The organism is Enterobacter cloacae complex sp. IR5412 (genome assembly GCF_049237385.1).
Taxonomy (GTDB): Bacteria; Pseudomonadota; Gammaproteobacteria; order Enterobacterales; family Enterobacteriaceae; genus Enterobacter; species Enterobacter intestinihominis.
On sequence record NZ_JBMKHQ010000002.1, the window covers coordinates 208,422 to 232,352 of the forward strand.

General features: G+C 54.7%; 29 protein-coding genes and 1 other annotated feature. Of the genes, 11 read left to right on the forward strand and 18 right to left on the reverse strand.

Features of this window, described 5'->3' with window-relative positions:
* Nucleotides 1–148 precede the first annotated feature (148 nt).
* The 6 genes from hemP to ACOTX2_RS04525 all read left to right on the forward strand — a co-directional run bounded on the left by hemP (nucleotide 149) and on the right by ACOTX2_RS04525 (nucleotide 6,039).
* Nucleotides 149–337: a hemin uptake protein HemP gene (gene hemP, locus ACOTX2_RS04500; protein ID WP_022647850.1), complete on the forward strand. Its 189-nt coding sequence runs from the start codon at nucleotides 149–151 to the stop codon at nucleotides 335–337.
* Nucleotides 338–413: 76 nt separating this feature from the next.
* A complete protein-coding gene (locus ACOTX2_RS04505) occupies nucleotides 414–2,396 on the forward strand; it encodes a TonB-dependent hemoglobin/transferrin/lactoferrin family receptor (protein WP_063147488.1) in 1,983 nt (660 codons plus the stop codon).
* Between the two features lie 35 nt (nucleotides 2,397–2,431).
* On the forward strand, nucleotides 2,432–3,460 hold the full coding sequence (chuS, locus tag ACOTX2_RS04510; protein WP_063147662.1) for a hematinate-forming heme oxygenase ChuS: 1,029 nt from the start codon (nucleotides 2,432–2,434) through the stop codon (nucleotides 3,458–3,460).
* Nucleotides 3,457–4,275 (forward strand): heme/hemin ABC transporter substrate-binding protein, encoded by an 819-nt coding sequence (locus tag ACOTX2_RS04515; RefSeq protein ID WP_032624390.1) that lies wholly within the window; start codon nucleotides 3,457–3,459, stop codon nucleotides 4,273–4,275. The genes chuS and ACOTX2_RS04515 overlap by 4 nt, the downstream gene beginning before the upstream one ends.
* A complete protein-coding gene (locus ACOTX2_RS04520; RefSeq protein ID WP_063147489.1) occupies nucleotides 4,275–5,267 on the forward strand; it encodes a FecCD family ABC transporter permease in 993 nt (330 codons plus the stop codon). Before ACOTX2_RS04515 ends, ACOTX2_RS04520 begins: the two co-directional genes overlap by 1 nt.
* Nucleotides 5,260–6,039, forward strand: a complete 780-nt coding sequence (locus ACOTX2_RS04525; RefSeq protein ID WP_063147490.1) for a heme ABC transporter ATP-binding protein — start codon at nucleotides 5,260–5,262, stop codon at nucleotides 6,037–6,039. The genes ACOTX2_RS04520 and ACOTX2_RS04525 overlap by 8 nt, the downstream gene beginning before the upstream one ends.
* On the opposite strand, the gene selO is transcribed toward ACOTX2_RS04525, so the two are convergent.
* The 14 genes from selO to thrS form a co-directional block, all read right to left on the reverse strand.
* Nucleotides 6,036–7,478: a protein adenylyltransferase SelO gene (gene selO, locus ACOTX2_RS04530; RefSeq protein ID WP_063147491.1), complete on the reverse strand. Its 1,443-nt coding sequence runs from the start codon at nucleotides 7,476–7,478 to the stop codon at nucleotides 6,036–6,038. The genes ACOTX2_RS04525 and selO overlap by 4 nt on opposite strands.
* A gap of 61 nt (nucleotides 7,479–7,539) precedes the next feature.
* Nucleotides 7,540–8,253, reverse strand: a complete 714-nt coding sequence (locus ACOTX2_RS04535) for an EAL domain-containing protein (RefSeq protein WP_022647843.1) — start codon at nucleotides 8,251–8,253, stop codon at nucleotides 7,540–7,542.
* A gap of 292 nt (nucleotides 8,254–8,545) precedes the next feature.
* Nucleotides 8,546–9,010, reverse strand: a complete 465-nt coding sequence (locus ACOTX2_RS04540; protein WP_022647842.1) for an NlpC/P60 family protein — start codon at nucleotides 9,008–9,010, stop codon at nucleotides 8,546–8,548.
* 72 nt (nucleotides 9,011–9,082) lie between these two features.
* Nucleotides 9,083–9,838, reverse strand: coding sequence for a vitamin B12 ABC transporter ATP-binding protein BtuD (btuD, locus tag ACOTX2_RS04545; RefSeq protein WP_022647841.1), 756 nt, complete (start codon nucleotides 9,836–9,838; stop codon nucleotides 9,083–9,085).
* On the reverse strand, nucleotides 9,838–10,389 hold the full coding sequence (locus ACOTX2_RS04550) for a glutathione peroxidase (RefSeq protein WP_063147492.1): 552 nt from the start codon (nucleotides 10,387–10,389) through the stop codon (nucleotides 9,838–9,840). The genes btuD and ACOTX2_RS04550 overlap by 1 nt, the downstream gene beginning before the upstream one ends.
* Nucleotides 10,390–10,422: 33 nt before the next feature.
* Nucleotides 10,423–11,403, reverse strand: coding sequence for a vitamin B12 ABC transporter permease BtuC (btuC, locus tag ACOTX2_RS04555; RefSeq protein WP_023299909.1), 981 nt, complete (start codon nucleotides 11,401–11,403; stop codon nucleotides 10,423–10,425).
* A 103-nt stretch (nucleotides 11,404–11,506) separates the two neighbouring features.
* A complete protein-coding gene (gene ihfA, locus ACOTX2_RS04560; RefSeq protein WP_003857805.1) occupies nucleotides 11,507–11,806 on the reverse strand; it encodes an integration host factor subunit alpha in 300 nt (99 codons plus the stop codon).
* A 4-nt stretch (nucleotides 11,807–11,810) separates the two neighbouring features.
* Nucleotides 11,811–14,198, reverse strand: coding sequence for a phenylalanine--tRNA ligase subunit beta (gene pheT, locus ACOTX2_RS04565; RefSeq protein ID WP_063147493.1), 2,388 nt, complete (start codon nucleotides 14,196–14,198; stop codon nucleotides 11,811–11,813).
* Between the two features lie 15 nt (nucleotides 14,199–14,213).
* Entirely contained in the window at nucleotides 14,214–15,197 is a 984-nt protein-coding gene (gene pheS, locus ACOTX2_RS04570) for a phenylalanine--tRNA ligase subunit alpha (protein ID WP_063147494.1), read from the reverse strand.
* Between the two features lie 62 nt (nucleotides 15,198–15,259).
* Nucleotides 15,260–15,384 (reverse strand) — a sequence feature (Phe leader region).
* Nucleotides 15,335–15,379, reverse strand: coding sequence for a pheST operon leader peptide PheM (pheM, locus tag ACOTX2_RS04575; RefSeq protein WP_001386830.1), 45 nt, complete (start codon nucleotides 15,377–15,379; stop codon nucleotides 15,335–15,337). It overlaps the preceding feature by 45 nt.
* 117 nt (nucleotides 15,385–15,501) lie before the next feature.
* On the reverse strand, nucleotides 15,502–15,858 hold the full coding sequence (rplT, locus tag ACOTX2_RS04580; RefSeq protein ID WP_000124850.1) for a 50S ribosomal protein L20: 357 nt from the start codon (nucleotides 15,856–15,858) through the stop codon (nucleotides 15,502–15,504).
* 50 nt (nucleotides 15,859–15,908) lie between these two features.
* Nucleotides 15,909–16,106, reverse strand: a complete 198-nt coding sequence (rpmI, locus tag ACOTX2_RS04585) for a 50S ribosomal protein L35 (RefSeq protein WP_001124225.1) — start codon at nucleotides 16,104–16,106, stop codon at nucleotides 15,909–15,911.
* A gap of 97 nt (nucleotides 16,107–16,203) precedes the next feature.
* Nucleotides 16,204–16,746: a translation initiation factor IF-3 gene (infC, locus tag ACOTX2_RS04590; RefSeq protein WP_059443439.1), complete on the reverse strand. Its 543-nt coding sequence runs from the start codon at nucleotides 16,744–16,746 to the stop codon at nucleotides 16,204–16,206.
* A 3-nt stretch (nucleotides 16,747–16,749) separates the two neighbouring features.
* Nucleotides 16,750–18,678 (reverse strand): threonine--tRNA ligase, encoded by a 1,929-nt coding sequence (gene thrS / locus ACOTX2_RS04595; protein ID WP_006809077.1) that lies wholly within the window; start codon nucleotides 18,676–18,678, stop codon nucleotides 16,750–16,752.
* 323 nt (nucleotides 18,679–19,001) lie between these two features.
* Here thrS and yncL point away from each other — a divergent pair, with 323 nt between their 5' ends.
* A complete protein-coding gene (gene yncL / locus ACOTX2_RS04600; protein WP_071785204.1) occupies nucleotides 19,002–19,094 on the forward strand; it encodes a stress response membrane protein YncL in 93 nt (30 codons plus the stop codon).
* 98 nt (nucleotides 19,095–19,192) lie between these two features.
* Nucleotides 19,193–19,300: a small membrane protein YniD gene (gene yniD, locus ACOTX2_RS04605; RefSeq protein ID WP_003857815.1), complete on the forward strand. Its 108-nt coding sequence runs from the start codon at nucleotides 19,193–19,195 to the stop codon at nucleotides 19,298–19,300.
* A gap of 149 nt (nucleotides 19,301–19,449) precedes the next feature.
* Here the strand turns inward: yniD and ACOTX2_RS04610 are convergent, their stop codons facing one another.
* The 3 genes from ACOTX2_RS04610 to ACOTX2_RS04620 form a co-directional block, all read right to left on the reverse strand.
* Entirely contained in the window at nucleotides 19,450–19,683 is a 234-nt protein-coding gene (locus ACOTX2_RS04610) for a hypothetical protein (RefSeq protein WP_032622263.1), read from the reverse strand.
* Between the two features lie 264 nt (nucleotides 19,684–19,947).
* Nucleotides 19,948–20,706 (reverse strand): DUF481 domain-containing protein, encoded by a 759-nt coding sequence (locus ACOTX2_RS04615; protein ID WP_022647833.1) that lies wholly within the window; start codon nucleotides 20,704–20,706, stop codon nucleotides 19,948–19,950.
* Nucleotides 20,707–20,711: 5 nt separating this feature from the next.
* Nucleotides 20,712–20,984 (reverse strand): hypothetical protein, encoded by a 273-nt coding sequence (locus ACOTX2_RS04620; protein WP_022647832.1) that lies wholly within the window; start codon nucleotides 20,982–20,984, stop codon nucleotides 20,712–20,714.
* A gap of 17 nt (nucleotides 20,985–21,001) precedes the next feature.
* Here ACOTX2_RS04620 and pfkB point away from each other — a divergent pair, with 17 nt between their 5' ends.
* The 3 genes from pfkB to ACOTX2_RS04635 all read left to right on the forward strand — a co-directional run bounded on the left by pfkB (nucleotide 21,002) and on the right by ACOTX2_RS04635 (nucleotide 23,282).
* Nucleotides 21,002–21,934: a 6-phosphofructokinase II gene (gene pfkB, locus ACOTX2_RS04625; protein ID WP_022647831.1), complete on the forward strand. Its 933-nt coding sequence runs from the start codon at nucleotides 21,002–21,004 to the stop codon at nucleotides 21,932–21,934.
* Between the two features lie 91 nt (nucleotides 21,935–22,025).
* The gene (ghoS, locus tag ACOTX2_RS04630) at nucleotides 22,026–22,316 is read left to right on the forward strand and encodes a type V toxin-antitoxin system endoribonuclease antitoxin GhoS (protein ID WP_003857822.1); all 291 of its coding nucleotides are present in this window, start codon (nucleotides 22,026–22,028) and stop codon (nucleotides 22,314–22,316) included.
* 105 nt (nucleotides 22,317–22,421) lie between these two features.
* Nucleotides 22,422–23,282 (forward strand): fructosamine kinase family protein, encoded by an 861-nt coding sequence (locus tag ACOTX2_RS04635; protein WP_048966333.1) that lies wholly within the window; start codon nucleotides 22,422–22,424, stop codon nucleotides 23,280–23,282.
* 32 nt (nucleotides 23,283–23,314) lie between these two features.
* On the opposite strand, the gene ACOTX2_RS04640 is transcribed toward ACOTX2_RS04635, so the two are convergent.
* Nucleotides 23,315–23,851 carry a YniB family protein gene (locus ACOTX2_RS04640; protein WP_015570741.1) on the reverse strand — a complete coding sequence of 179 codons (537 nt, stop codon included), beginning with the start codon at nucleotides 23,849–23,851 and terminating at the stop codon, nucleotides 23,315–23,317.
* Nucleotides 23,852–23,931: the final 80 nt, after the last annotated feature.

A 23,931-nucleotide genomic window follows, 5' to 3' on the forward strand; every position in this document is an offset into this window, starting at 1 on the left:
ATGGGAGAAGGTCGGGGTGAGGGCATCAGACCGCACCTCTCCCCCAAATTTGATCCCCTCACACAATTTTCATAAAAACGCTTGCCGTGAATTTGCAGTTTATTGATAATGATTATCATTGTTACATTGATTGTTATTTATAAACATTATGTCACCGACCGATAACAGCGCGGCAACGCCAGTAAAAACACACACAGCGCCGTCCCCTGCTCCCACCGATCGCCGAATCGACAGCAAAAGCCTGTTGGGTGAGGAGGGACGGGTCATTATCGAGCATGACGGCCAGCACTACCTGCTGCGCCAGACCAATGCCGGAAAACTGATCCTGACTAAATAATCCAGACAACACATTCGCCAGCCACCCAGGTGATCCCCAGGCAGCCAGCGCTTTTCAATTCTTATGGAGAGTTGCTATGCCACACCTGCAATCCGCGTCTTTACGCCCGTCTCTTCTGGCGCTGGCAATTGTCAGCACCCTGCCGGGCGTTGCGTTTGCCGCCACAGACGATATCACCGTTACCGCCACCGGCAACGCCCGCAGCGCCTTCGAAGCCCCCATGATGGTAAGCGTGATTGACGCCACCGCGCCGGAAAACCAGACCGCCAGCTCCGCCGCCGACCTGCTGCGCAAGGTGCCCGGCCTGACGCTGGACGGCACCGGGCGCACCAACGGTCAGGACGTTAACCTGCGCGGTTACGACCGACGTGGCGTGCTGGTGCTAGTGGATGGCGTACGCCAGGGCACCGATACCGGACACCTGAACAGCACGTTCCTCGATCCGGCGCTGATCAAACGTATCGAAGTGGTACGTGGCCCTTCCGCCTTGCTGTACGGCAGCGGCGCGCTGGGCGGCGTAATTTCATATGACACCGTCGACGCCAGCGATCTGCTGGACGCAGGTAAAAATAGCGGCTATCGCGTATTTGCTACCGGTGCAACAGGCGATCACAGCATCGGGATGGGCGCCAGCGCCTATGGCCGCACCGATACCCTGGACGGTGTGGTCTCCTGGTCCAGCCGCGATCGCGGCGACATTCGCCAGAGTGACGGCGCGAGGGCGCCAAACGACGAATCGATCAACAATATGCTGGCGAAAGGCAGCTGGAAAATTGATCCGGCTCAGACGCTGAGCGGTTCCCTGCGCTACTACAACAACGACGCGCAGGAGCCGAAAAATCCGCAGACCACGGATGCCAACAGCAGTAACCCGATGACCGATCGTTCCACCATTCAGCGCGATGCCCAGCTTGGCTACCGCATTGCGCCAGCCGGAAACGACTGGCTGAACGCCGATGCGAAAATTTACTGGTCCGAAGCGCGGATCAACGCCCAGAACATCGACGCCAGCGGCGAGTTCCGTAAGCAGACCACCAAAGGCGGCAAAGTGGAAAACCGCACCCGCCTGTTCAGCGACTCCTTCGCCTCGCACCTGCTGACCTATGGCGGGGAATACTACCGTCAGGAGCAACACCCTGGCGGCGCGACCACCGGCTTCCCGGACGCTAAAATCGACTTCAGCTCCGGCTGGTTGCAGGATGAGATCACCCTGCGCGACCTGCCGGTAACGCTTCTCGGCGGGACGCGTTACGACAACTACCGCGGCAGCAGCGACGGTTACGACGACGTGGATGCGGATAAATGGTCATCACGCGCCGGGTTAACCGTGAGTCCAGCCGACTGGCTGATGCTGTTCGGCTCTTACGCCCAGGCCTTCCGCGCGCCAACGATGGGCGAAATGTATAACGACTCAAAGCACTTCTCTATCGGCAGCTTCTACACTAACTACTGGGTGCCGAACCCGAACCTGCGTCCGGAGACCAACGAAACCCAGGAGTTCGGTTTTGGGCTGCGTTTTGACGATCTGCTACTCGCCAACGACGCGCTGGAGTTCAAAGCCAGCTATTTCGACACAAAAGCGAAAGATTACATCTCTACCACCGTCGATTTTGCGGCGGCCACTACCATGTCCTATAACGTACCAAATGCCAAAATCTGGGGCTGGGACATGATGGCAACCTACGCCACCAGCCTGTTCAACCTCGACGTGGCCTATAACCGCACGCGCGGGAAAGATACCGACACGGGTGAATATATCTCCAGCATCAACCCGGACACCGTCACCAGCAAGCTGGATATCCCGGTGGCGCAAAGCGGCTTCTCCGTGGGCTGGATCGGCACCTTCGTCGAACGTTCAACGCACATCAGCAGCAGCTACAGCGAGCAGCCTGGCTACGCAGTAAATGATTTCTACGTCAGTTATAAAGGCCAGCAGCAGTTCAAAGGCATCACCACCACCCTCGTGCTGGGGAACGCCTTCGACAAAGCCTACTGGTCACCGCAGGGCATCCCGCAGGATGGCCGCAACGGCAAGATATTCGTCAGTTATCAATGGTAATTCCCTTCGGGGCAACGATTCAGAAGGATAAGATTATGGGTCACTACACACGCTGGCTTGAGCTTAAAGAAGAACATCCGGGTAAGTACGCCCGTGATATCGCCGGATTAATGCACATCAGCGAAGCAGAGCTGGCATTTGCGCGCGTTGGACACGACGCCTGGCGGCTGCGCGGTGAAATCCGCGAAATTCTGGCAGCGCTGGAGTCCGTGGGGGAAACCAAATGCATCTGCCGTAACGAATACGCCGTTCACGAACAGGTTGGAGCGTTTACTCACCAGCACCTCGGCGGTCATGCCGGGCTGGTGCTGAATCCGCGCGCGCTGGATCTGCGTTTGTTCCTCAACCAGTGGGCGAGCGCGTTTCACATTAGCGAAACGACCTCCCGCGGCGAACGTCAGAGCATTCAGTTCTTCGATCATCAGGGCGACGCTTTACTGAAGGTCTACACCACGGATCACACCGACGTTGCCGCCTGGGGCGACGTGCTGACCCGTTTTATCATTGCCGATAACCCCGCTCTGGCGCTGAAGGCTGTCGAAGCCCCCGCGCATTCCGACGGTGCAGATGCAGGCTCGGTGGAGAAAGAGTGGCGCGCCATGACCGACGTGCATCAATTCTTTAGCTTATTGAAGCGCCATAACCTGAGCCGCCAGCAGGCGTTTCGTCTGGTGAGTGACGATCTGGCCTGTAAGGTGGATAACAGCGCGCTGGCACAACTGCTGGAGAGGGCGCAACAGGACGGAAACGAAATCATGATCTTCGTCGGCAACCGCGGTTGCGTGCAGATCTTCACCGGTGTGGTGAAAAAACTGACGCCCATGAAGGGCTGGCTGAACATCTTCAACCCAACCTTTACCCTGCATCTGCTGGAGGAGACTATCGCGGAGACGTGGGTTACGCGTAAGCCCACGGCAGACGGACACGTTACCAGCCTGGAGCTGTTTGCTGCGGATGGAACTCAGATCGCCCAGCTCTACGGGCAGCGTACCGAAGGCGAGCCGGAGCAGAGCCAGTGGCGCCGCCAGATTGACGCTCTGACGCCAGAAGGGCTGGCCGCATGAAAAACTGGTTTGCCCTGCTCTGCGCCCTGCCGCTGGTCGCCGTCGCCGCGCCGGAGAGAATTGTCGCCCTCGGCGGCGACGTGACGGAGATCGTCTACGCCCTCGGCGCGGAGTCTTCTCTGGTTGCGCGCGACAGTACCAGCCAGTGGCCGCAGGCGACAAACGCGCTGCCTGACGTGGGGTATCTCCGCCAGCTGAATGCGGAGGGAATTCTGTCCGTACGCCCGACGCTGGTGCTGGCAAGCGACCAGGCGCAACCCTCTCTGGCGCTGAAACAGGTTGAACAGAGCCACGTCCGGGTGGTTACCGTTCCCGGCACGCCTGACCTGCGCACGATTGACGAAAAAGTGCGGGTGATAGCTCAGGCGACGCATCATGAGGTGCAAGGGGAAACCCTGCGCAACTCGCTGCGTCAGGCGCTGGCGGCTCTGCCCTCAACACCGCTCAACAAGCGGGTGCTGTTTATCCTCAGCCACGGCGGAATGACCGCAATGGCGGCCGGGCAACAGACCGGCGCGGATGCGGCAATACGCGCCGCCGGGTTGCAGAACGCCATGCAGGGCTTTACCCGCTATCAGCCGCTCTCCCAGGAGGGGGTAATGGCCAGCCAGCCGGATCTGGTGGTGATTTCGCAGGACGGCCTTAACGCGCTGGGCGGCGAACAAAATCTGTGGAAACTGCCCGGCCTGGCGCAAACGCCAGCGGGGCGAAGCAAGCAGGTGCTGGCTATTGATGACATGGCCTTGCTGGGCTTCAGCGTCCGCACGCCGAAAGCCATACAACAGCTGCGTGCCAGAGCGGAGCAACTGCCCTGATGTCCCGGCGCATCACGTTATCGTTATGGCTTCTGGCGGGGTTGCTTACCGTCATGACGTTCATGGCTTCCGGTTTTGGGGCGTTACGCCTGCCGGTGAACGTGCTGTGGAGCGGCAGCGATGAGACGCTACGCCAGATCTGGCTCACCATCCGTCTGCCCCGCGTGCTGCTGGCGCTGGTGATTGGCGGGTCGCTGGCGCTCGCCGGCTGCGTCATGCAGGGGCTGTTCCGCAATCCGCTGGCCGACCCGGGCCTGCTCGGGATCAGCAGCGGTGCGGCGCTGGCCGTCGCCCTGTGGGTGGTGCTCCCGCTCTCGCTGCCCGCGCTGGTGATGCTTTATGCCCCGATGCTGGCGGCATTTTTTGGGGCGCTGGCAGCCACAGGCGTGATCTTCCTGCTCAGCAAGCAGCGTGACACCTCTCTGTCACGTCTGTTGCTGGTGGGTATCGCCATCAATGCCCTGTGCGGTGCGGCAGTGGGTGTGCTTTCGTGGGTCAGCAATGACGCCCAGTTGCGTCAGCTTTCACTCTGGGGAATGGGAAGTCTCGGTCAGGCGCAGTGGTCAACGCTGCTCGCCGTGATCTCGCTGATGGTGCCTGCCGCTCTGGCGATCTGGCGTTGTGCCAGCGCGTTAAATTTACTGCAACTGGGTGAAGAGGAAGCGCATTACCTCGGCGTGGACGTTGCCCTTGTACAGCGAATATTACTGCTATGCAGCGCTCTGCTGGTCGCTGCGGCTGTCGCCGTCAGCGGCGTGATTGGCTTTGTCGGACTCGTGGTGCCGCACCTGATGCGCATGTGGTTGGGCGCCGATCACCGGGCAACCCTCCCCGGCACGGTACTCGCGGGCGCTTTACTGCTGCTGGTGGCGGATACGGTCGCGCGCACCCTGGTCGCCCCGGCAGAAATGCCGGTCGGCCTGCTCACCAGTATCCTTGGCGCTCCCTGGTTCTTATGGCTCATTTTTCGTCGTGGAGAACAGCATGGCTGAACGTTATACGGCTGAAAATCTGACTTTTACCCGGTCTGGCTGCACGCTGACAGATAACGTTTCGCTGTCACTGTCGCAGGGAGAGCTGGTTACATTGATCGGCCCCAACGGCGCGGGGAAATCCACGCTGCTGCGGCTGCTGACCGGCTATCTGAAACCCGACAGCGGAGGCTGTTCGCTGGCGGGGAAAGCGCTGGAGGAATGGCACCCGGAGACGCTGTCGCGCTATCGGGCGGTGATGCGCCAGCAATCTCAGCCTGGATTTGACTGGCAGGTGGAGGAGATCGTTGGAATGGGGCGTGCGCCCTGGACGCGTCGCCCGGAACCGACGATTGTGCGTGAGGTGATGCAGCTGACCGGTTGCCTGCCGCTGGCCGGCAGGCGCTATCATGCCCTCTCGGGGGGCGAGCAGCAGCGCGTTCAGCTCGCCCGCGCGCTGGCGCAGCTGTGGCGTGACGGAACGCCACGCGGCTGGCTGTTTCTCGACGAACCCACTTCCGCGCTGGATCTCTACCACCAGCAGCATCTGCTGCGCCTGTTGAAATCGCTGACCCGTCAGGGCCATCTTCACGCCTGCGTGGTGCTGCACGATCTCAATCTTGCCGCATTATGGTCGGACCGGATCCTGCTGTTACACAACGGCAGGATTGTTTCTCAGGGCATACCGGAGACGGTATTGCAGGCCGACGCGCTGGCCCGCTGGTACGGTGCGCAGGTGCACGTCGGCAGACATCCGGCGCACGCCGCACCGCAGGTTTTTCTCGCCCCTTAGCTTGAGCAGCTCACTTCCAGTCGCTTGCCCCAGTCCGGCGGGCGGCTGACATAGTCATCCTCCCGGTCGGCAAACGGCGTGCGCAGGGCGATATGCAGCCGATGCAGCTCGGCATAATCCCCCTGCTCAGCCTGCTCAATAGCCCGCTGCGCCAGCCAGTTGCGCAACACCATCGCCGGGTTAACCGCCTTCATCCGCGCCTGGCGGGTATCGTCATCAATCTGTTCCTGCTGTAAACGCGCCCGGTAAGTGGCAAACCAGTCATCAAACGCCTGTCGATCGATGAACTCGTCACGCAGCGGTGAAGCGGCGCTCTGCTGCGCAGTCTGGCTTAGCATACGGAAGGTTCGGGTATAGTCGCTGCCTTCACGCGCCATGATGGCAAACAGCCCATTCAGCAGCGCGTTATCGCCTTTTTCCTGCGTCATCAGCCCCAGCTTGTTGCGCATTAACACACCATATTCCCGCAGCAAAACCTCCTGATAGATATCGAGCGCATCGTTCAGGGCATCGACGTCGATAAACGGCGACAGGCTTTGCGCAAGCCGCTGAAGGTTCCACAGCCCCACCGCAGGCTGGTTGTCGAAACGGTAACGCCCCTGATAGTCCGAATGGTTACAGATGTAACCCGGTTGATAGTCATCAAGGAAGCCGTACGGACCGTAGTCAAACGTCAGCCCTAACAGGGACATGTTGTCGGTATTCATCACCCCGTGGGCAAAGCCAACGGCCTGCCAGCGGGCAATCATTGAGGCGGTGCGCGCGACAATATCACGGAACCAGAGAACATAGCGGTCCGGTTCGTTTTGCAGGTGCGGCCAGTGACGTCGAAGGGCGTAATCGGCAAGCTGGCGGACTTTATCCGGCTCGCGGCGATAGTAGAAGTGTTCAAAATGACCGAAACGCAGATGGCTTTCCGCCACGCGGATCAGCATCGCCCCCTGCTCTATCGTCTCACGGGCCACCGGCGTGTCGCTGGTGACAATGGACAGCGCGCGTGAGGTGGGGATCCCCAGGGCATGCATCGCCTCGGAAGCCAGACTTTCACGAATGGTTGAACGCAGCACCGCGCGGCCATCCCCCATGCGTGAGTACGGTGTTAACCCTGCCCCTTTCAGGTGCCAGTCGAGCGTTTCGCCATTCGGCAGAACCTGTTCACCCAGCAGGATGCCGCGACCATCGCCGAGCTGTCCCGCCCAGACGCCAAACTGATGTCCGCTGTAGACCTGAGCCAGAGGCTTCATGCCCGGAAGCAGCGTTTCGCCGCCCCAGACACCGGCGCCCTTTTCTGGCTGAAAAAGTGTCGAAGGGATGCCAAGCGAATCCGCTAATGCATCGTTATGCCAGATAAGACGCGCGTTCTGTAAAGGCGTGGGCTTAAGCGCGGTGTAAAAGCCGGGTAATTCATCGTGCCAGTGAGCAGTAAAAGACAGGGTCATAAGTCCTCCTGCTTTAAGTGTAGAGGGTTTCCCTTGACGTAAACACGGGCGAAGAAAGGGGTTATTGCTGAACGAGGGTCGTTACGCGTTCTGCCGGGACGGCAGGCCACAGGGTTCCCTGCATTGCGCCAAAATTGAAGGGCAGCACGCGTTGTAAGATGCCGTGATCGTCAATTCCCGAGACCATGACCGACTGACAATGCGGCGCGATCTGCCAGAGAATGGCGCGCATAAAAGGCTCGAAAGAGAGCGCCGAGACGCGCTGATGGATAAAGTTTTTATCCAGAATCACCCGTTTGAACAGACCATCATAAACCGGTTTAAGGGATGCAGCCCCTGCACCAAAGTTAGCCAGCACTAAGGGGAAATGGATCGCCATTCTTGCAAGCGTCAGATCGTCTTTCCCGTTATTTAAACCTGGATAGTTCTCATTAACAGTAAACTCAAGAAACGGATAACGATCAAGGATTGAAACAGCGTTCTCATTAGTTAATAAAAACTCAACAATTGCAGGTGTAATATTGATCCATGCAATTAACTGATGCTGAATAAAAAATAGCTTACAGGTATCGAGTAATTGCAGTTTTTCCTGAAACAGCACTAATTCATCTTCCTGAGAAAGATGAGGGATAACCAGTTCAGTCGGGATTCGTACGTCCGTACCCACGCCAGTAAAGTTAACCAAAATCTCTAAACCTTTAAGCAAACCTGCACTATCACGCGCCGGAAGGAGTAAAAGTTCAGACTGGTAAGCATTATCTAGCGTAATAATCATCGCCCTTGTCCTGCATTAAAGATGAGAGAGAACATCCTGGAGCAATTGCAGGCACAATTCCACTGTCTTGATTTTAATAAGATTAATTTCATTCTTTCCGTATTAATTTTCAGATTTTTCCCTGAATCTAAAATAATCTTATCCTGGTTATTGAATAATAGCCAGTTTTAGATAAAACAGGCACATGCTGACAAAAATAAGTGGGCAAAAATTTTACTTTAATCCACCCGCAAGAAAAGCCTGACGTCTATTTTCACCGCCAGGCCCTCCGCACTGCATCTTTATGCAGCGGTTAAATACGCCTGGCCTGCCAGAAATTTTTACGCCAGTAAACATTATCGAGAGAGGAGCGCATCACGCCACGGCTGGTCGAGGCATGGATGAACTGATTATCGGTGTCATAAATGCCGACATGAAGGCCGCTTTCACCGGAACCTGTTTTAAAAAAGACCAGATCGCCGGGCAGGAGCTCGTCTTTATCAATTTCAGTGCCGATTTTCGCCTGCATACGCGTTTCACGCGGAAGCTGTAGGTCAAATTTCTCGCGGAAAGTCATCAGCACAAATCCCGAGCAATCCACCCCGCCCCGGCTCATCCCGCCATAGCGATAAGGGGTGCCGCGCCAGTTGCTGAGCTGATCGTTCAGGCTGGCAATGACCGTAATGGAATCGGAAAGCCGTGGGTTAGGCGGAGGTGCACGATGGCTACTGCATCCTGCAAGAAATAGCGCCGCAACAAGGAGAAACCAGAATCGCATTTCAGACGAATCCTCTGCTTTTTTTGTTCTTTCGGTAATTTAGCGTGCATCTATGCGGCTGTGCAAGAAAGGTTATTCCTGCGCCGTGGAAATGAGCATCTTGTGGCCTTCAATATCCAGCCTCCGGAACGACATGTGGTAAGCACTCGCAAGATTGGGGGCCGTCAGCACGCTGTCGCGCGTTCCGCTGGCAATCAGTTTGCCACGCGCCAGCAACCACACCCGATGCGCGTGGCGCAACGTATGGTTTAAATCATGGCTGCTCATCACAATGGCGATGCCCTTGCGACACAGCGCGCTGAGCAGAGTATCCAGCGCTGCCTGCTGGGCAACGTCCAGTCCGCTCATCGGCTCGTCCAGCAGCAGCAACCGCCCGTGAGGATTTCCCACCGGATGAACCTGAAGGATGACGGCGGCCAGACGCACGCGCTGCCATTCGCCACCGGAAAGCTGGCTGGCCTGTCGGGTGAGCTTATCGTCTAACCCGAGCGCCGCAGCAACGTCATGGAGCAATGCTACCTGATTTTTATCAGGCAGGTGCAGCGTCAGGTAGTGCCAGACGGGCATTGCAAAGGGCGGAACCTGCTGCTGAACCAGATAGCTTCGACGGGAGGCGAGTGTAGAGGGTAGCCAGTTGACGAGCGATTGCCCGAGAAAGGTAATCTCCCCTTCCCCGCGGGTCAGCCCCGCCATGCGCGCCAGCAGCGTGCTTTTTCCGGCGCCGTTAGGCCCAACCAGGTGAAGGATTTCACCTGCGTTGACTGCGGCGGTAACAGGCTCAAGACGTCCCTTCCCGGCAACGCCTGTGAGCTGCATCAGCAGCGTCATTATTTCGCCAGCGCCAGCTTGATTGATTCCATCACGATAGGATCTTCAGGCGTCATGTCAGGCGAGAAACGCTGCACGACCTGACCGTCACGGCCAATCAGGAATTTTTCGAAGTTCCACAGAATATCGTCCGGATAGAGCGGCGCGCGACCTTTGCTCGCCATACGCTCATAGAAACCACTCTCTTCAGGCGCAACGGCGGTCGGCGCCGCAGCCACCAGTTTGGCATACAGCGGATGACGATTGTCCCCGTTCACATCAATTTTGCTGAACATCGGGAACGTCACACCATAGGTTGTGCTGCAAAAGGTCTTAATCTCCTCTTCGCTGCCCGGCTCCTGGCCCAGGAACTGGTTGCACGGGAAGCCGAGTACGGTAACGCCGTCTTTTTCCCAGGCTTTATGAATGTTTTCCAGCTGTTCATACTGCGGCGTAAGGCCACATTTCGATGCCACGTTCACGATGAGCAGTACCTTGCCCTTGTAGCCTTCCAGCGTGGTTTTCTCGCCGTCAATGGTAGTCACTTCGGTATTCAGAATATCAGACTGCATAGCATTCCCTCAGGTTGACTTACAGGTTGTGTTTTAACGTCCAGCTTTTAATAGTAGCCAGATAAAGACCGGTGCGCCCAGCGTTGCGGTCACCACGCCTATCGGCAACTCAGCGGCCGTCAGCGCAAGCCGGGCGATGATATCGGCAATCAGCAGCGTTGCCGCCCCGGCAACCGCCGAGGCCGGAAGCAGGGTTCGGTGGTCCGTAATACCGCACAGGCGCAGCATATGCGGGATCACCAGCCCAATAAAGCCAATCGCCCCCGCCAGCGCCACGCTTACGCCCACCATCCAGCCGATGGCGATAACCAGCGCGTTGCGCCAGAAGCCAATCGGCATCCCGAGCTGGCGAGCAGACGTTTCGCCCAGCGCGAGAATATTTAGCGGCTGCGCCTGGAACGCCGTCCACAGGATGACCGGGATCAGGAGCACCATCAGCCACCCCTGACGCCAGTCAACGCCACCAAATCCCCCCATCATCCAGTACATTAACTGGCGCAGATCGAAAGAGGTGGAGAAGTAGACGGCCCATGTCATCAGCGCGCTACAGATGATCCCCAACGCTACCCCGGCAAGCAGCAGCCGGCTGGTGGATAAATGGCGACGAGCAAAGCGCAGAAGGATAAGGGTTATCAACAGCGCGCCAAGGATGGCGCTGAGGCTAATCCCCCAGGCGGAGAGCTCGCCTCCCCCCAGCATCACGGCGGCGATAAGCCCGACGCCTGCGCCATTCGACACCCCGAGAAGTCCGGGTTCCGCCAGAGGGTTTTCAAATAATGCCTGCATGATCGTGCCGCACAGCGCCAGCGCAGCGCCGACTAAAAGCACAGCCAGCGTCCGTGGCAGGCGGATCTGCCAGACAAAGAGCTGTCCCTCAGGCGTAAACCAGCTTTCCGGTCCCAGCCACCGATCGCCCGCACACAGGCTGACGGTGGTGGCGACAATCATCAGCACCCCGAGCAGACACAGGCGGCGGAGATCGGAGCGGTGCTGAAGACGGGCAAGATCAAGCATAGACGATAGGTTATCCGGTTGAGATATCATTGATTTTACGGCGGGTTTAGCAAATAGCGCAAAGAAAAAAGGCCGCGTGAGCGGCCTTTTTAGTTAGTTCATATTACTCTGCTTTGGGCGTTGCGTTTTCGACACGGCTTTTTAACTTCTGTCCGGGTCTGAAGGTCACCACGCGGCGGGCTGTAATGGGAATATCTTCCCCCGTCTTCGGGTTACGGCCCGGACGTTGGTTTTTGTCTCGCAAATCAAAATTGCCAAAGCCGGAGAGTTTAACCTGCTCACCATTTTCCAGAGCACGACGGATCTCTTCGAAAAACAGCTCTACCAGCTCTTTGGCATCCCGTTTGCTAAGCCCTAGCTTATCAAACAGATATTCTGACATTTCAGCTTTTGTAAGCGCCATAGGTTCAATCCCTCAATGATGCCTGGAATCGCTCTTTTAATGCCTCTACACATTTGGCGACGGTAGCGGCAATCTCCTCTTCTTCGAGTGTACGGCTGGTATCCTGAAGGATAAGGCTAATAGCGAGGCTCTTGAAACCTTCTGCTACGCCCTTGCCGCGGTACACGTCAAATAAGTTTACGCCAACTACCTGATTTACGCCAACTTTCTTACATTCGGCCAAAATATCTGCTGCGGGCACATTTTCAGCGACCACAACCGCGATATCACGGCGGTTTGCCGGGAAGCGTGAGACGTCCTTTGCCTGAGGAATGACGCGGTCTGCAACCGGGTTCCACTCCAGCTCGAATACGATGGTACGGCCATTCAGATCCAGCTTACGTTCCAGCTCCGGGTGAACAACCCCAATAAAACCAACACGTTTGCCGTCTAAATAGATCGCCGCACTCTGGCCCGGATGCAGGGCTGGAATCGCTTCTGCGCGGAATTCAATTTCGGATAATTTACCGGTCAGATCGATAATCGCTTCCAGATCGCCCTTCATATCGTAGAAATCAACCGTCCCTTTTGCCAGGTCCCAGTGCTCTTCATAGCGGTTACCGCTGATGGCGCCGGCCAGCATGAGATCCTGACGGATGCCTAAATTGGCCTGAGTATCCGGTACAAAGCGCAAACCGCTTTCGAAAATACGCACGCGGTTCTGCTGACGGTTCTGGTTATAAACGATAGTACCCAGCAGTCCCGTCCACAGGGACAGACGCATCGCTGACATCTCGCTGGAGATCGGGCTTGGCAGGATCAGCGCTTCCTGACCCGGGTGGATCAGCTGTTGCAGCTTAGGATCAACGAAGCTGTAGGTGATCACTTCCTGGTAGCCTTTGTCGTTCAGCATGGTTTTCACACGCTTCAGTGACAGATCGGCTTCGCGATGGCTGCCCATCACCAGACCCGCCTGCACCGGCTCGTCAGGGATATTGTTGTAGCCGTACACGCGGGCCACTTCTTCCACCAGATCTTCTTCGATCTCCATGTCGAAACGCCAGGATGGCGCAACGGCTTTCCACTCATCCTGACCTTCAGTCACTTCGCAGCCCAGACGCGTCAGAATGTCGGTCACCTGCGCATCGGCAACGTGGTGACCAATCAAACGATCCAGCTTGCTGCGGCGCAGAGTAATGGTCGCACGCTTCGGCAGCGCCGCTTGGTTGGTCACATCGATAACCGGACCCGCTTCGCCGCCGCAGATGTCGATCAGCAGGCGAGTCGCACGCTCCATCGCTTTGTATTGCAGCGCAGGATCCACGCCACGCTCATAGCGGTGAGAAGCGTCAGTGTGCAGACCGTGACGGCGTGCGCGGCCGGTGATGGAGAGCGGGCTGAAGAACGCGCATTCCAGCAGGACGTTTTGCGTTTCGTCGTTGACGCCAGAGTGCTCGCCGCCGAAGATCCCGCCCATCGCCAGCGCTTTGTTGTGATCGGCAATTACCAGAGTGTCGGCGTTCAGTTTCGCTTCGCTGCCGTCCAGCAGAACCAGGGTTTCGCCCTCTTTCGCCATGCGCACAATAATACCCCCTTCGATACGATCTTTATCGAAGGCGTGCATTGGCTGGCCCAGCTCCAGCAGAACATAGTTGGTCACGTCAACCACAGCGTCGATAGAACGGATACCACAGCGACGCAGTTTCTCTTTCATCCACAGCGGGGTTGGCGCTTTAACGTTAATACCTTTCACCACACGACCGAGGTAGCGCGGGCAGGCCTCAGGCGCGTCAACCTGAATCGGCAGCACATCACTGATGGTTGCCTCAACCGGAGCGATCTCCGGCTCGTTCAGTTCCGTCTGGTTCAGCACGGCCACGTCGCGGGCCACACCGATGATGCCTAAGCAGTCGGCACGGTTTGGCGTCACGCTGATTTCGATGGTGTTGTCATCAAGCTTCAGGTATTCGCGGATATCGGTACCCACTGGTGCATCCTGCGGCAGCTCGATAATCCCGGAGTGATCGTCGGAAATGCCCAGCTCGGAGAAGGAGCACAGCATACCTTCAGACGGCTCACCGCGCAGCTTAGCCGCTTTGATTTTGAAATCGCCCGGCAGTACCGCACCGACGGTTGCCACGGCTACCTTCAGGCCCTGTCGGCAGTTTGGCGCACCGCAGACGATATCCAGCAGACGGTCACCGCCCACATTGACTTTTGTTACGCGCAGTTTGTCGGCGTTAGGGTGCTGGCCACACTCAACCACTTCACCTACCACGACGCCGGTAAAGGCGCCAGAAACAGGATCCACGCCATCAACTTCCAGACCCGCCATGGTGATCTGGTTAGAAAGCGCGTCGCTGTCCAGCGTGGTGTTAACCCATTCGCGTAACCACAGTTCACTGAATTTCATTGTTCTTTCCTGCCCTTATTTAAACTGTTTGAGGAAACGCAGATCGTTTTCGAAGAACGCACGTAAGTCGGTTACGCCGTAGCGCAGCATGGTAAGACGCTCCATGCCCATACCGAACGCAAAGCCGGAGTATACTTCCGGATCGATACCTACGTTACGCAGTACGTTTGGATGCACCATGCCGCAGCCCAGCACTTCCAGCCATTTACCGTTTTTACCCATCACGTCAACTTCCGCAGAAGGTTCAGTGAACGGGAAGTAGGACGGACGGAAACGAACCTGCAAATCTTCCTCAAAGAAGTTGTTCAGGAAATCGTGCAGTGTGCCTTTCAGGTTGGTGAAGCTGATGTTTTTATCAACAATCAGACCTTCCATCTGGTGGAACATTGGGGTGTGGGTCTGATCGTAGTCGTTACGGTATACGCGACCCGGCGCGATGATGCGGATCGGTGGAGCCTGCTCCTTCATGGTACGGATCTGAACGCCAGATGTCTGAGTACGCAGCAGACGGGTGGCGTCAAACCAGAAAGTGTCGTGGTCAGCGCGTGCCGGATGATGGCCAGGAATGTTAAGGGCATCGAAGTTGTGGTAGTCATCTTCAATTTCCGGGCCAGTCGCCACGGTAAAGCCGAGCTCACCGAAGAAACTTTCAATACGATCGATAGTACGGGTAACCGGATGCAGACCGCCGTTTTCGATACGGCGACCCGGCAGAGAAACGTCAATCGTTTCTGCCGCCAGACGCGCATTCAATACTGCGCTTTCCAGCTCGGCTTTACGTGCGTTCAGCGCCTGTTGTACCTGCTCTTTGGCTTCGTTAATCACTGCACCTGCTGCCGGGCGCTCCTCTGCTGGCAGTTCACGCAGGGTAGTCATCTGAATGGTCAGATGCCCTTTCTTGCCCAGATATTCGACGCGGACATTGTCTAACGCGGCAACATCTGAGGCCTGGTTAATGGCGGCCGTTGCACTGGCAACCAGCTCTGCGAGATGTGACATGGTTTTCCTCATTATGTCGGTGCAGACACCGAATTGTTGGACGTAATCTCTCAAATTCAGGCACAAAAAAAGCCTCCATCGGGAGGCTTATCTGGCGCTGTTTTTCGTTTCATCTTTCACGCGCTAGCCTCCTGAAGTCAGGTGCTAAAGTAAAAGAAGAAGCGGAAAATAGCAGCATTCATGCTTGCGTTACCTTGTAGGGTAAAAACCGTTAAGACCTTATTGAAAAGCCTGGACGGGTAAATGTCAATCTTCTGATAAGGCGATATGAAAAGAGGGAGCAAAGCCCCCTCTTTCAACTGGCTTATGCCAGTGCTGCTTTCGCTTTTTCGACCAGAGCGGTGAACGCTACTTTGTCGAATACTGCGATGTCAGCCAGGATCTTACGGTCGATTTCAACAGAGGCTTTTTTCAGGCCGTTGATGAATTTGCTGTAAGAAATACCGTTCTGACGTGCTGCTGCGTTGATACGCGCAATCCACAGTTGACGGAACTGACGCTTACGCTGACGACGGTCACGGTAAGCGTACTGACCTGCTTTGATAACAGCCTGGAAGGCAACGCGGTATACGCGTGAACGCGCACCGTAGTAGCCTTTAGCTTGTTTCAAAATTTTCTTGTGACGTGCACGTGCAATTACACCACGTTTTACGCGAGCCATGTGTGCTCTCCTGTATCTATTCTAAGTTAAAAAAGTTAAACGTTAACGACTTATGCGTACGGCAGGCACGCGATGACCAGGCCCAGATCGCCTTTAGAAACCATGGCTTTTGGACGCAGGTGACGTTTACGCTTGGTAGCTTTCTTAGTCAGAATGTGACGCAGGTTAGCGTGCTTGTGCTTAAAACCACCTTTACCGGTTTTTTTGAAGCGCTTAGCAGCACCGCGTACGGTCTTAATTTTTGGCATTTTAATAACTTCCACTTCGCATTGTTAAATAAACGAAACATAGGCGAACAAAACCTATGGGGCCCGAAGGCTCCACAGATTTTGCTGCTTGAAGGCCTTACTGTTTCTTCTTAGGAGCGAGCACCATGATCATCTGGCGGCCTTCGATCTTCGTTGGGAAGGATTCGACTACTGCCAGTTCACTCAGATCTTCACGGACGCGGTTAAGCACTTCCATACCAATCTGTTGGTGGGCCATCTCACGACCGCGGAAACGCAGCGTGATCTTGGCCTTATCGCCATCTTCCAGAAAGCGAATCAGGCTGCGGAGTTTTACCTGATAATCGCCATCGTCGGTACCAGGACGGAATTTGATTTCCTTAACCTGGATAACTTTTTGCTTCTTCTTCTGTTCCTTAGAAGATTTACTCTTTTCATAAAGGAACTTGCCGTAGTCCATAATACGACAAACTGGCGGTTCGGCGTTAGGGCTGATTTCAACTAAATCTACTCCAGCTTCTTCAGCTTTTTCGATCGCTTCTCTCAGACTCACAATCCCCAGTGGTTCACCTTCAAGATCTGTTAAGCGAACTTCCTGGGCGCGAATCTCGCCATTGATACGATTCGGACGTGCCGTTTGAACTCGTTTTCCGCCTTTAATACCTTATTCCTCCAGTTGTTGAAGACTGCGGCTGCGAATCTCTTGTTGCAGCTTCTCAATCACTTCACTTACGTCCAGGCTCCCCAGGTCTTTACCACGGCGGGTGCGAACGGCAACTTTGCCTGCTTCCACCTCTTTATCACCACAGACCAACATATACGGGACACGACGTAAAGTGTGCTCGCGGATTTTAAAGCCAATCTTCTCATTTCTCAAGTCTGCTTTTACGCGAATGCCCGCATTTTGTAGTTTCTGCGTCAATTCTTTAACGTAATCCGCCTGAGAATCGGTAATGTTCATCACAACTACCTGCACTGGCGCAAGCCAGGTTGGGAAGAAGCCCGCGAACTCTTCAGTCAGGATGCCGATGAAGCGCTCCAGTGAACCGAGAATCGCACGGTGAATCATAACCGGCACCTGACGCTCGTTGTCTTCGCCAACATAAGAGGCGCTTAAACGCTGCGGCAGGGAGAAGTCCAGCTGTACCGTTCCGCACTGCCATGCGCGATCGAGGCAGTCATACAGGGTAAATTCAATTTTTGGACCGTAGAATGCGCCCTCGCCCAGCTGGTATTCGAACGGAATACCGTTCTCTTCCAGCGCCACGGCGAGATCCGCTTCTGCGCGATCCCATGTCTCATCGCTACCGATACGTTTTTCCGGACGCGTTGAGAGTTTGACCACGATCTTCTCGAAGCCAAAGGTGCTGTACATATCGTAGACCATACGAATACAGGCGTTAACTTCATCACGTACCTGATCTTCAGTACAGAAGATATGCGCATCATCCTGAGTAAAGCCACGAACACGCATCAGCCCGTGCAGCGCACCTGATGGCTCGTTACGGTGGCAGCTACCGAACTCCGCCATACGCAGCGGCAGATCGCGGTAGGATTTCAGACCCTGGTTGAAGATCTGAACGTGGCCCGGACAGTTCATTGGCTTAATGCAGTATTCACGGTTCTCAGACGAAGTGGTGAACATCGCATCTTTGTAGTTGTCCCAGTGGCCGGTTTTTTCCCACAGCACACGGTCCATCATGAACGGGCCTTTCACTTCCTGATACTGGTACTCTTTCAGCTTGGAGCGCACGAACGTTTCCAGTTCACGGAAGATTGTCCAGCCGTCGTTATGCCAGAACACCATCCCCGGCGCTTCTTCCTGCATATGATACAGGTCAAGCTGCTTACCGATTTTACGGTGGTCACGCTTAGCCGCCTCTTCCAGGCGTTGCAGGTACGCGTTCAGGGCTTTCTTATCGGCCCATGCGGTACCATAGATACGCTGCAACATTTTATTGTTGCTGTCGCCACGCCAGTAGGCGCCTGCGATTTTCATCAGTTTGAAGTGATGACAGAAGCGCATATTCGGCACGTGCGGTCCACGGCACATGTCGACATATTCTTCGTGATGGTACAAGCCAGGCTTGTCATCATGAGCGATGTTTTCATCAAGAATCGAGACTTTATAGCTCTCGCCGCGCTTCACGAAGGTTTCACGCGCTTCATGCCAGCTGACTTTCTTCTTGATGACGTCATAGTTCGTTTCGGCGAGCTCATGCATACGTTTTTCGAGCGCGTCGATATCTTCCTGTGTCAGGGTGTGGTCAAGGTCAACGTCGTAGTAGAAGCCGTTGTCGATAACCGGGCCGATCGCCATTTTGGTGTTGGGCCACAGCTGCTTAATAGCATGACCTAACAGGTGCGCACAGGAGTGACGAATGATCTCCAGACCTTCTTCGTCTTTCGCGGTGATGATCGCAAGCGTTGCATCGCTTTCAATCAGATCGGACGCGTCTACCAGCTCACCGTTTACGCGGCCTGCAATGGTTGCTTTTGCGAGTCCAGGACCGATATCCAGGGCAACATCCATTGGGCTTACAGCGTGGTCGAAATGGCGTTGGCTGCCATCAGGAAGAGTAATTACAGGCATTTTATATCCTTATTTGCAGTGATGCCCCACACATAAGAGCATATACAAAGAAAATAATCGTGATTAAACAGTAGATTACGAAACCATCTGACCAACAATCGTCAAATTGGTTCGTCATCATGCACCTGCCGATTCAGATAAATGCGGATTTACGGCAAGCAGCGTAATGGTAACACTATTAACAGGGCGAATGCACCTTCCCGCGACCGATTTGAACCGCTCATCCTTATGTCTGCGTTCATGAACTTTTGTTGACGGGGGCTCGCAATCCGAAAGTGCTGAGCTATTCTTGATCTGGTCCTTAAACATCGAAGGGGTATCACATGAATGTATCGAGCAGAACCGTTGTGATATTGAATCTACTTTCCGCTGCTGGTCTGGTATTGATACTGGCCGACAGATTCCACTGGTTTTAAGCCGAACCGCTGTTCTGGCATAACCTGTTGTCCCAGGTAAAGCGCTTTCTGGCGCAGACTTTGGTAGACTAAGGGTATCAACTGACAAGGATTGGGTTATGCCAACAAAAAGATTTGCCGTTAAGCACTGGAAAATGGTCGTGGTGTTAATCGCTATTTGCGGCGCGATGTTGCTGCTGCGCTGGGCCGCGATGATCTGGGGCTAATATTATGTCAGCGAAAACGTGCCGTGAATTTACTGAATAAATCTTAACTATCTTTACGATAATTTATGGTCCAAAACCGGTACGTCATAATCCGGTTTTCGCCAGGCTGTAACAGTGTATATATTCCATCACATGTGGCAGTTGAAATATCAGGACCACTCACCCGCCACCAGCTTGTGTACATCAAATGCATCATTCATTGACTGGCCGGTAGACTGGGAGCCAGGGGCAATGTTGGAGCCTGCTTCAACATCAGAGGCTTTAGCGATCCCGACTGGGCTGTTAACGTCACTGGCAGGTTGCGTCATATTATCAGCAGCAAATACGCCAAATGAAAGTGCGGAAAGCACCATCGCTGCTGTAGCGGTTTTGATTTTTTTCATAATTCTGTTCTCATACTTAATTAATGCAGAAATGCCTGAGGCGAGTTTTTTGCCTGTGCCGTAAGTGTAGATCTGGATCACACTTTTGCCTAGTCAAATTATTTATCAAATCGTGTCAAATAAACTGAATAAGGCCTGGTCGCCTAATTATGGAGAAATTATGAAGACGAAACCATGCCTATTATTTCAAAACGCCGTTTAATATAAATAAGCACAGTTTCAAAAAATAAAAAACAGGCCGAGAATAGTCTCGGCCCGAAGAAATTACATTTTATAACCTAAAGAAATCGTGGTTCGGCGATCGGTATGTTCCGGCGCGGAATCAGGCGGTGAAGAGTTCCAGGTTACGTTGTACGCCACCTTGAGTCCAAAGTGTTCGTTGATAGCCACGTTCAACGCACTTTCAGAGTTCAGCGTTGTATCTTCAGCACCAAACACCGACACACCCTGGGTGAATTTAGCGTTGTCAGTCATTTGCCATGCGTAGGTGCCCGATGCATAACCCAGCGGCTGGGTTTCATCTTCGCCGTTGGTGTACTCGTCGTAACGGACACCCGGACCGAATTCAAAACGGAGGCTGTGCACCGGTCCATTCAGGAACTGACGACCATAACCCGCAGTCATGACATCGCGCTGGCGATAGCCGTTGTAGCGGTCAGTAAGCCAACTCGCCTGCCCGAACAGGTAGTCATAATCTGTCATGTTGTAACGGCTACGCCCACCTACCGCGTATTTCTCAGAGGAGCGTTCATCGTTAGCAGACGTGTTGCTGGCATTGCCCCACAGCGACCAGGCCGTGGTGTTGCCGTACCAGGTCAGGGTGCTGTCTGCGGTCATGGAGGAGCTTTTCGTGTTACCGGATTGCGCCAGATACCCGGCATTCACGTTACCTTCAAAGGGTTTTTTGGCAGTGGAGGGATCGTCCATGACAGTAAAAACGGTATCATCGGCGGTTGCATTCAGTGACGCAAATACGCCACCCGCCAGCATCAGTGCTGCGGGTACTGTCTTCAAAAGCTTCATTTATTTTAGGAGTCCGTACAACATAAAAAGAGACCGTCACGGTCTCGGAAACTTTCTTGCGGATCAATGACAAGGCGACCATAGAAAGGTAACAAATTATAAAAAGCCGCAAATAACATAGCAATAATTTCTTCTTTCATTTTTTGAATAAGAACGATCCCAAAACGCGATTTAATGTATATACCCGGCCAAGGTTTTTTGTCAGCATTCATTTTTAAAATCATACTGTTATTTACGTTGCCTTCCTGCCAAACGGTGCCAGGCTTAAAATAACCCATGATAAAAGGAGGTCATGATGGCTTCGATTTACACGCTGACGCTCTCCCCTTCCCTCGACTCTGCGACCATGACGCCGCAAATCTATCCGGAAGGTAAGCTGCGCTGTAGCGCGCCGGTGTTTGAGCCGGGCGGCGGCGGCATTAACGTGGCGCGCGCAATTACCCATCTCGGCGGAAAAGCAACCGCCATCTTCCCCGCTGGCGGCGCCACGGGTGAGCATCTGGTTGCGCTGCTGGCAGATGAACAGGTTGCCGTAGATACCGTTGACGCCAGAGACTGGACCCGGCAAAACCTGCATGTCCATGTTGAATCCAGCGGCGAGCAATATCGTTTTGTGATGCCAGGGGCGAAGTTGAGCGATGATGAGTTTCGTCAACTGGAAGAGAAAGTGCTGACCATTGAAAGCGGCTCATTGCTGGTGATCAGCGGTAGCCTGCCGCCGGGCGTCAAAACAGAAAAGCTGACGGCACTGGTTCAGGCGGTGCTCCAGCGCGGCATCCGCTGCATTGTCGATAGCTCAGGCGATGCCCTGAAGGCGGCGTTAGAGCCCGGACAACTTGAACTTGTCAAACCTAACCAGAAAGAGCTCAGTGCGCTTGTCAATCGCGAGCTCAACCAGCCTGATGACGTGCGTACTGCCGCAGAAGAGCTGGTACGCACGGGCAAAGCGCATCGCGTTGTAGTCTCTCTCGGTCCTCAGGGTGCGCTGGCCGTCGACAAGACGGGCTGCGTGCAGGTTGTTCCACCGCCGATGAAAAGTCAGAGTACCGTGGGTGCCGGTGACAGTATGGTTGGCGCGATGGTGCTGAAGCTGGCGCAGGGCGCTTCGCTTCTGGAGATGGCACGCTATGGCGTCGCGGCAGGGAGCGCTGCCACCATCAATCAGGGAACCCGTCTGTGTTCGCTTGCGGATACCCAGAAAATTGTCGATTACCTGGCGAGAAGCTGAACGTGCTTCCCCTTCCCGTGGAGGGGGAAGTCGCCAAATATGGCTTATCGACTATGCTAAGAAAACTTTCAGGATAACAACGAGGTGAATTATGAGCAGTGGTGATATCACCCGCTACGTCGTAACCGTCAATATTCATGAAGCATCGCTGACCGAACTGAATGAACTCAACAACGCTTTCACGCGGGCGAATTTTCTGCTCACGCTGACGGACGATGAGGGCAATATTCACGATCTCGGCTCGCTGGCCTTTGGCCTGATAAGCCCGCTGAGTCAGGAGGAGGTGAAGGCGCTGGCCAGTAGCCTGGTGGAAAGCGTGACTGACAAAGCCACGGAAATTGATGTGGATAGCTGGGAAAACTGGCATAAAAAAGAACAATAAGTGCCCTGTACAAAATTAAACCGCTCAGTTGTGCGTTAGTTCCTGTTTTTTTATAGCCGTTTTGCGCTAACTTTATGATCTGGCAGACAACATGGGAGAGACATCATGTGGCAGGCTATCAGTCATCTTTTAAGTGAGCAACTGGGTGAAGGTGAAATTGAACTGCGTAACGAACTGCCAGGCGGAGAGATCCATGCCGCATGGCATTTACGTTACGCCGGGCGCGATCTCTTCGTGAAATGTGATGAGCGCGAATTGCTCCCCATTTTTACGGCCGAAGCCGATCAGCTTGAGTTGTTATCGCGCAGTAAAACAGTCAACGTTCCACAGGTTTTAGCCGTTGGCAGCGATCGTGACTACAGCTTTCTGGTGATGAACTATCTTCCGGCGCGCCCTCTGGATGCGCACAACGCCTTTATTCTCGGCCAACAGATCGCCCGTTTGCACCAGTGGAGCGATCAACCTCAGTTTGGGCTCGATTTCGATAACGACCTCTCTACCACCCCACAGCCAAACGCGTGGCAACGCCGCTGGTCGACTTTTTTCGCCGAGCAGCGCATAGGCTGGCAGCTGGAGCTGGCCGCTGAAAAGGGACTAGCGTTCGGCAACATCGACGCGATTGTTGAACACATTCAGCAGCGTCTGGCTTCGCATCAGCCTCAGGCTTCCCTTCTGCACGGTGATTTATGGTCGAACAACTGCGCGCTTGGGCCTGATGGTCCCTATATATTTGACCCGGCCTGCTACTGGGGCGACAGAGAATGTGACCTGGCGATGCTGCCGTTGCACCCTGAACAGCCGCCGCAAATTTATGATGGCTATCAGTCTGTCTCGCCGTTACCTGCGGGTTTCCTTGAACGTCAGCCGGTTTATCAGCTGTACACCTTGCTAAACCGGGCGATTTTGTTTGGCGGGAGTCATCTTTTGAATGCCCAGCGGGCGCTGGACCGTATCCTGGCGGCATAGCGGGAGGGGGCGGCAATTCGCCCCCTTTGACATTACAGGAAGCCGAGCAGCGTAAAGAAGAAATACCCGGCCACAATGATAATAACCGGCAGGATATAGAGCGGGAAAAACTGCACAAAAATGGTATGACGCGGAACGACAATGCGCGATTCGATCTGCTCGCGGCTCATCCCGTCAGGGCCTTTCGCCTTCTCAAGTATCAGCTGATCTTCTACCCCTTCGCGTAAAAAGCGGGTCTGGCGGCTCATGCGCGCGCCGGAGGCCTGCAACGCCATCGCGATAAAGATCAACGCATAGATTATCCAGAACCCGACATTCAGCTGGTGGTGAAAATCCGGGGTGGGCGAGTTGAACCAGAAGACGTTCAGGAATGGGGTGTTAAACCGCATCATCTCAATCATGACGTGGGCAAAATCGAGCATGACGGCATTAATGCCCGGCTGTTTTTCGCTGTGATCGTACATAAATTTAAGTACGGAGATCAGCGTTGAAATCAGGGCGGGAATGAAAATAACCCAACCAGCAATACGTTTTAAGACTGCGATGCGTCCAGCTTGTTGATACGTCATTAGTTCCTCTTCATAAAGACGCGTTATTTGTGCCTAAGTCTACCTGCTGTCGGTCATTTTCGCCCGATCTTTGAATGCAT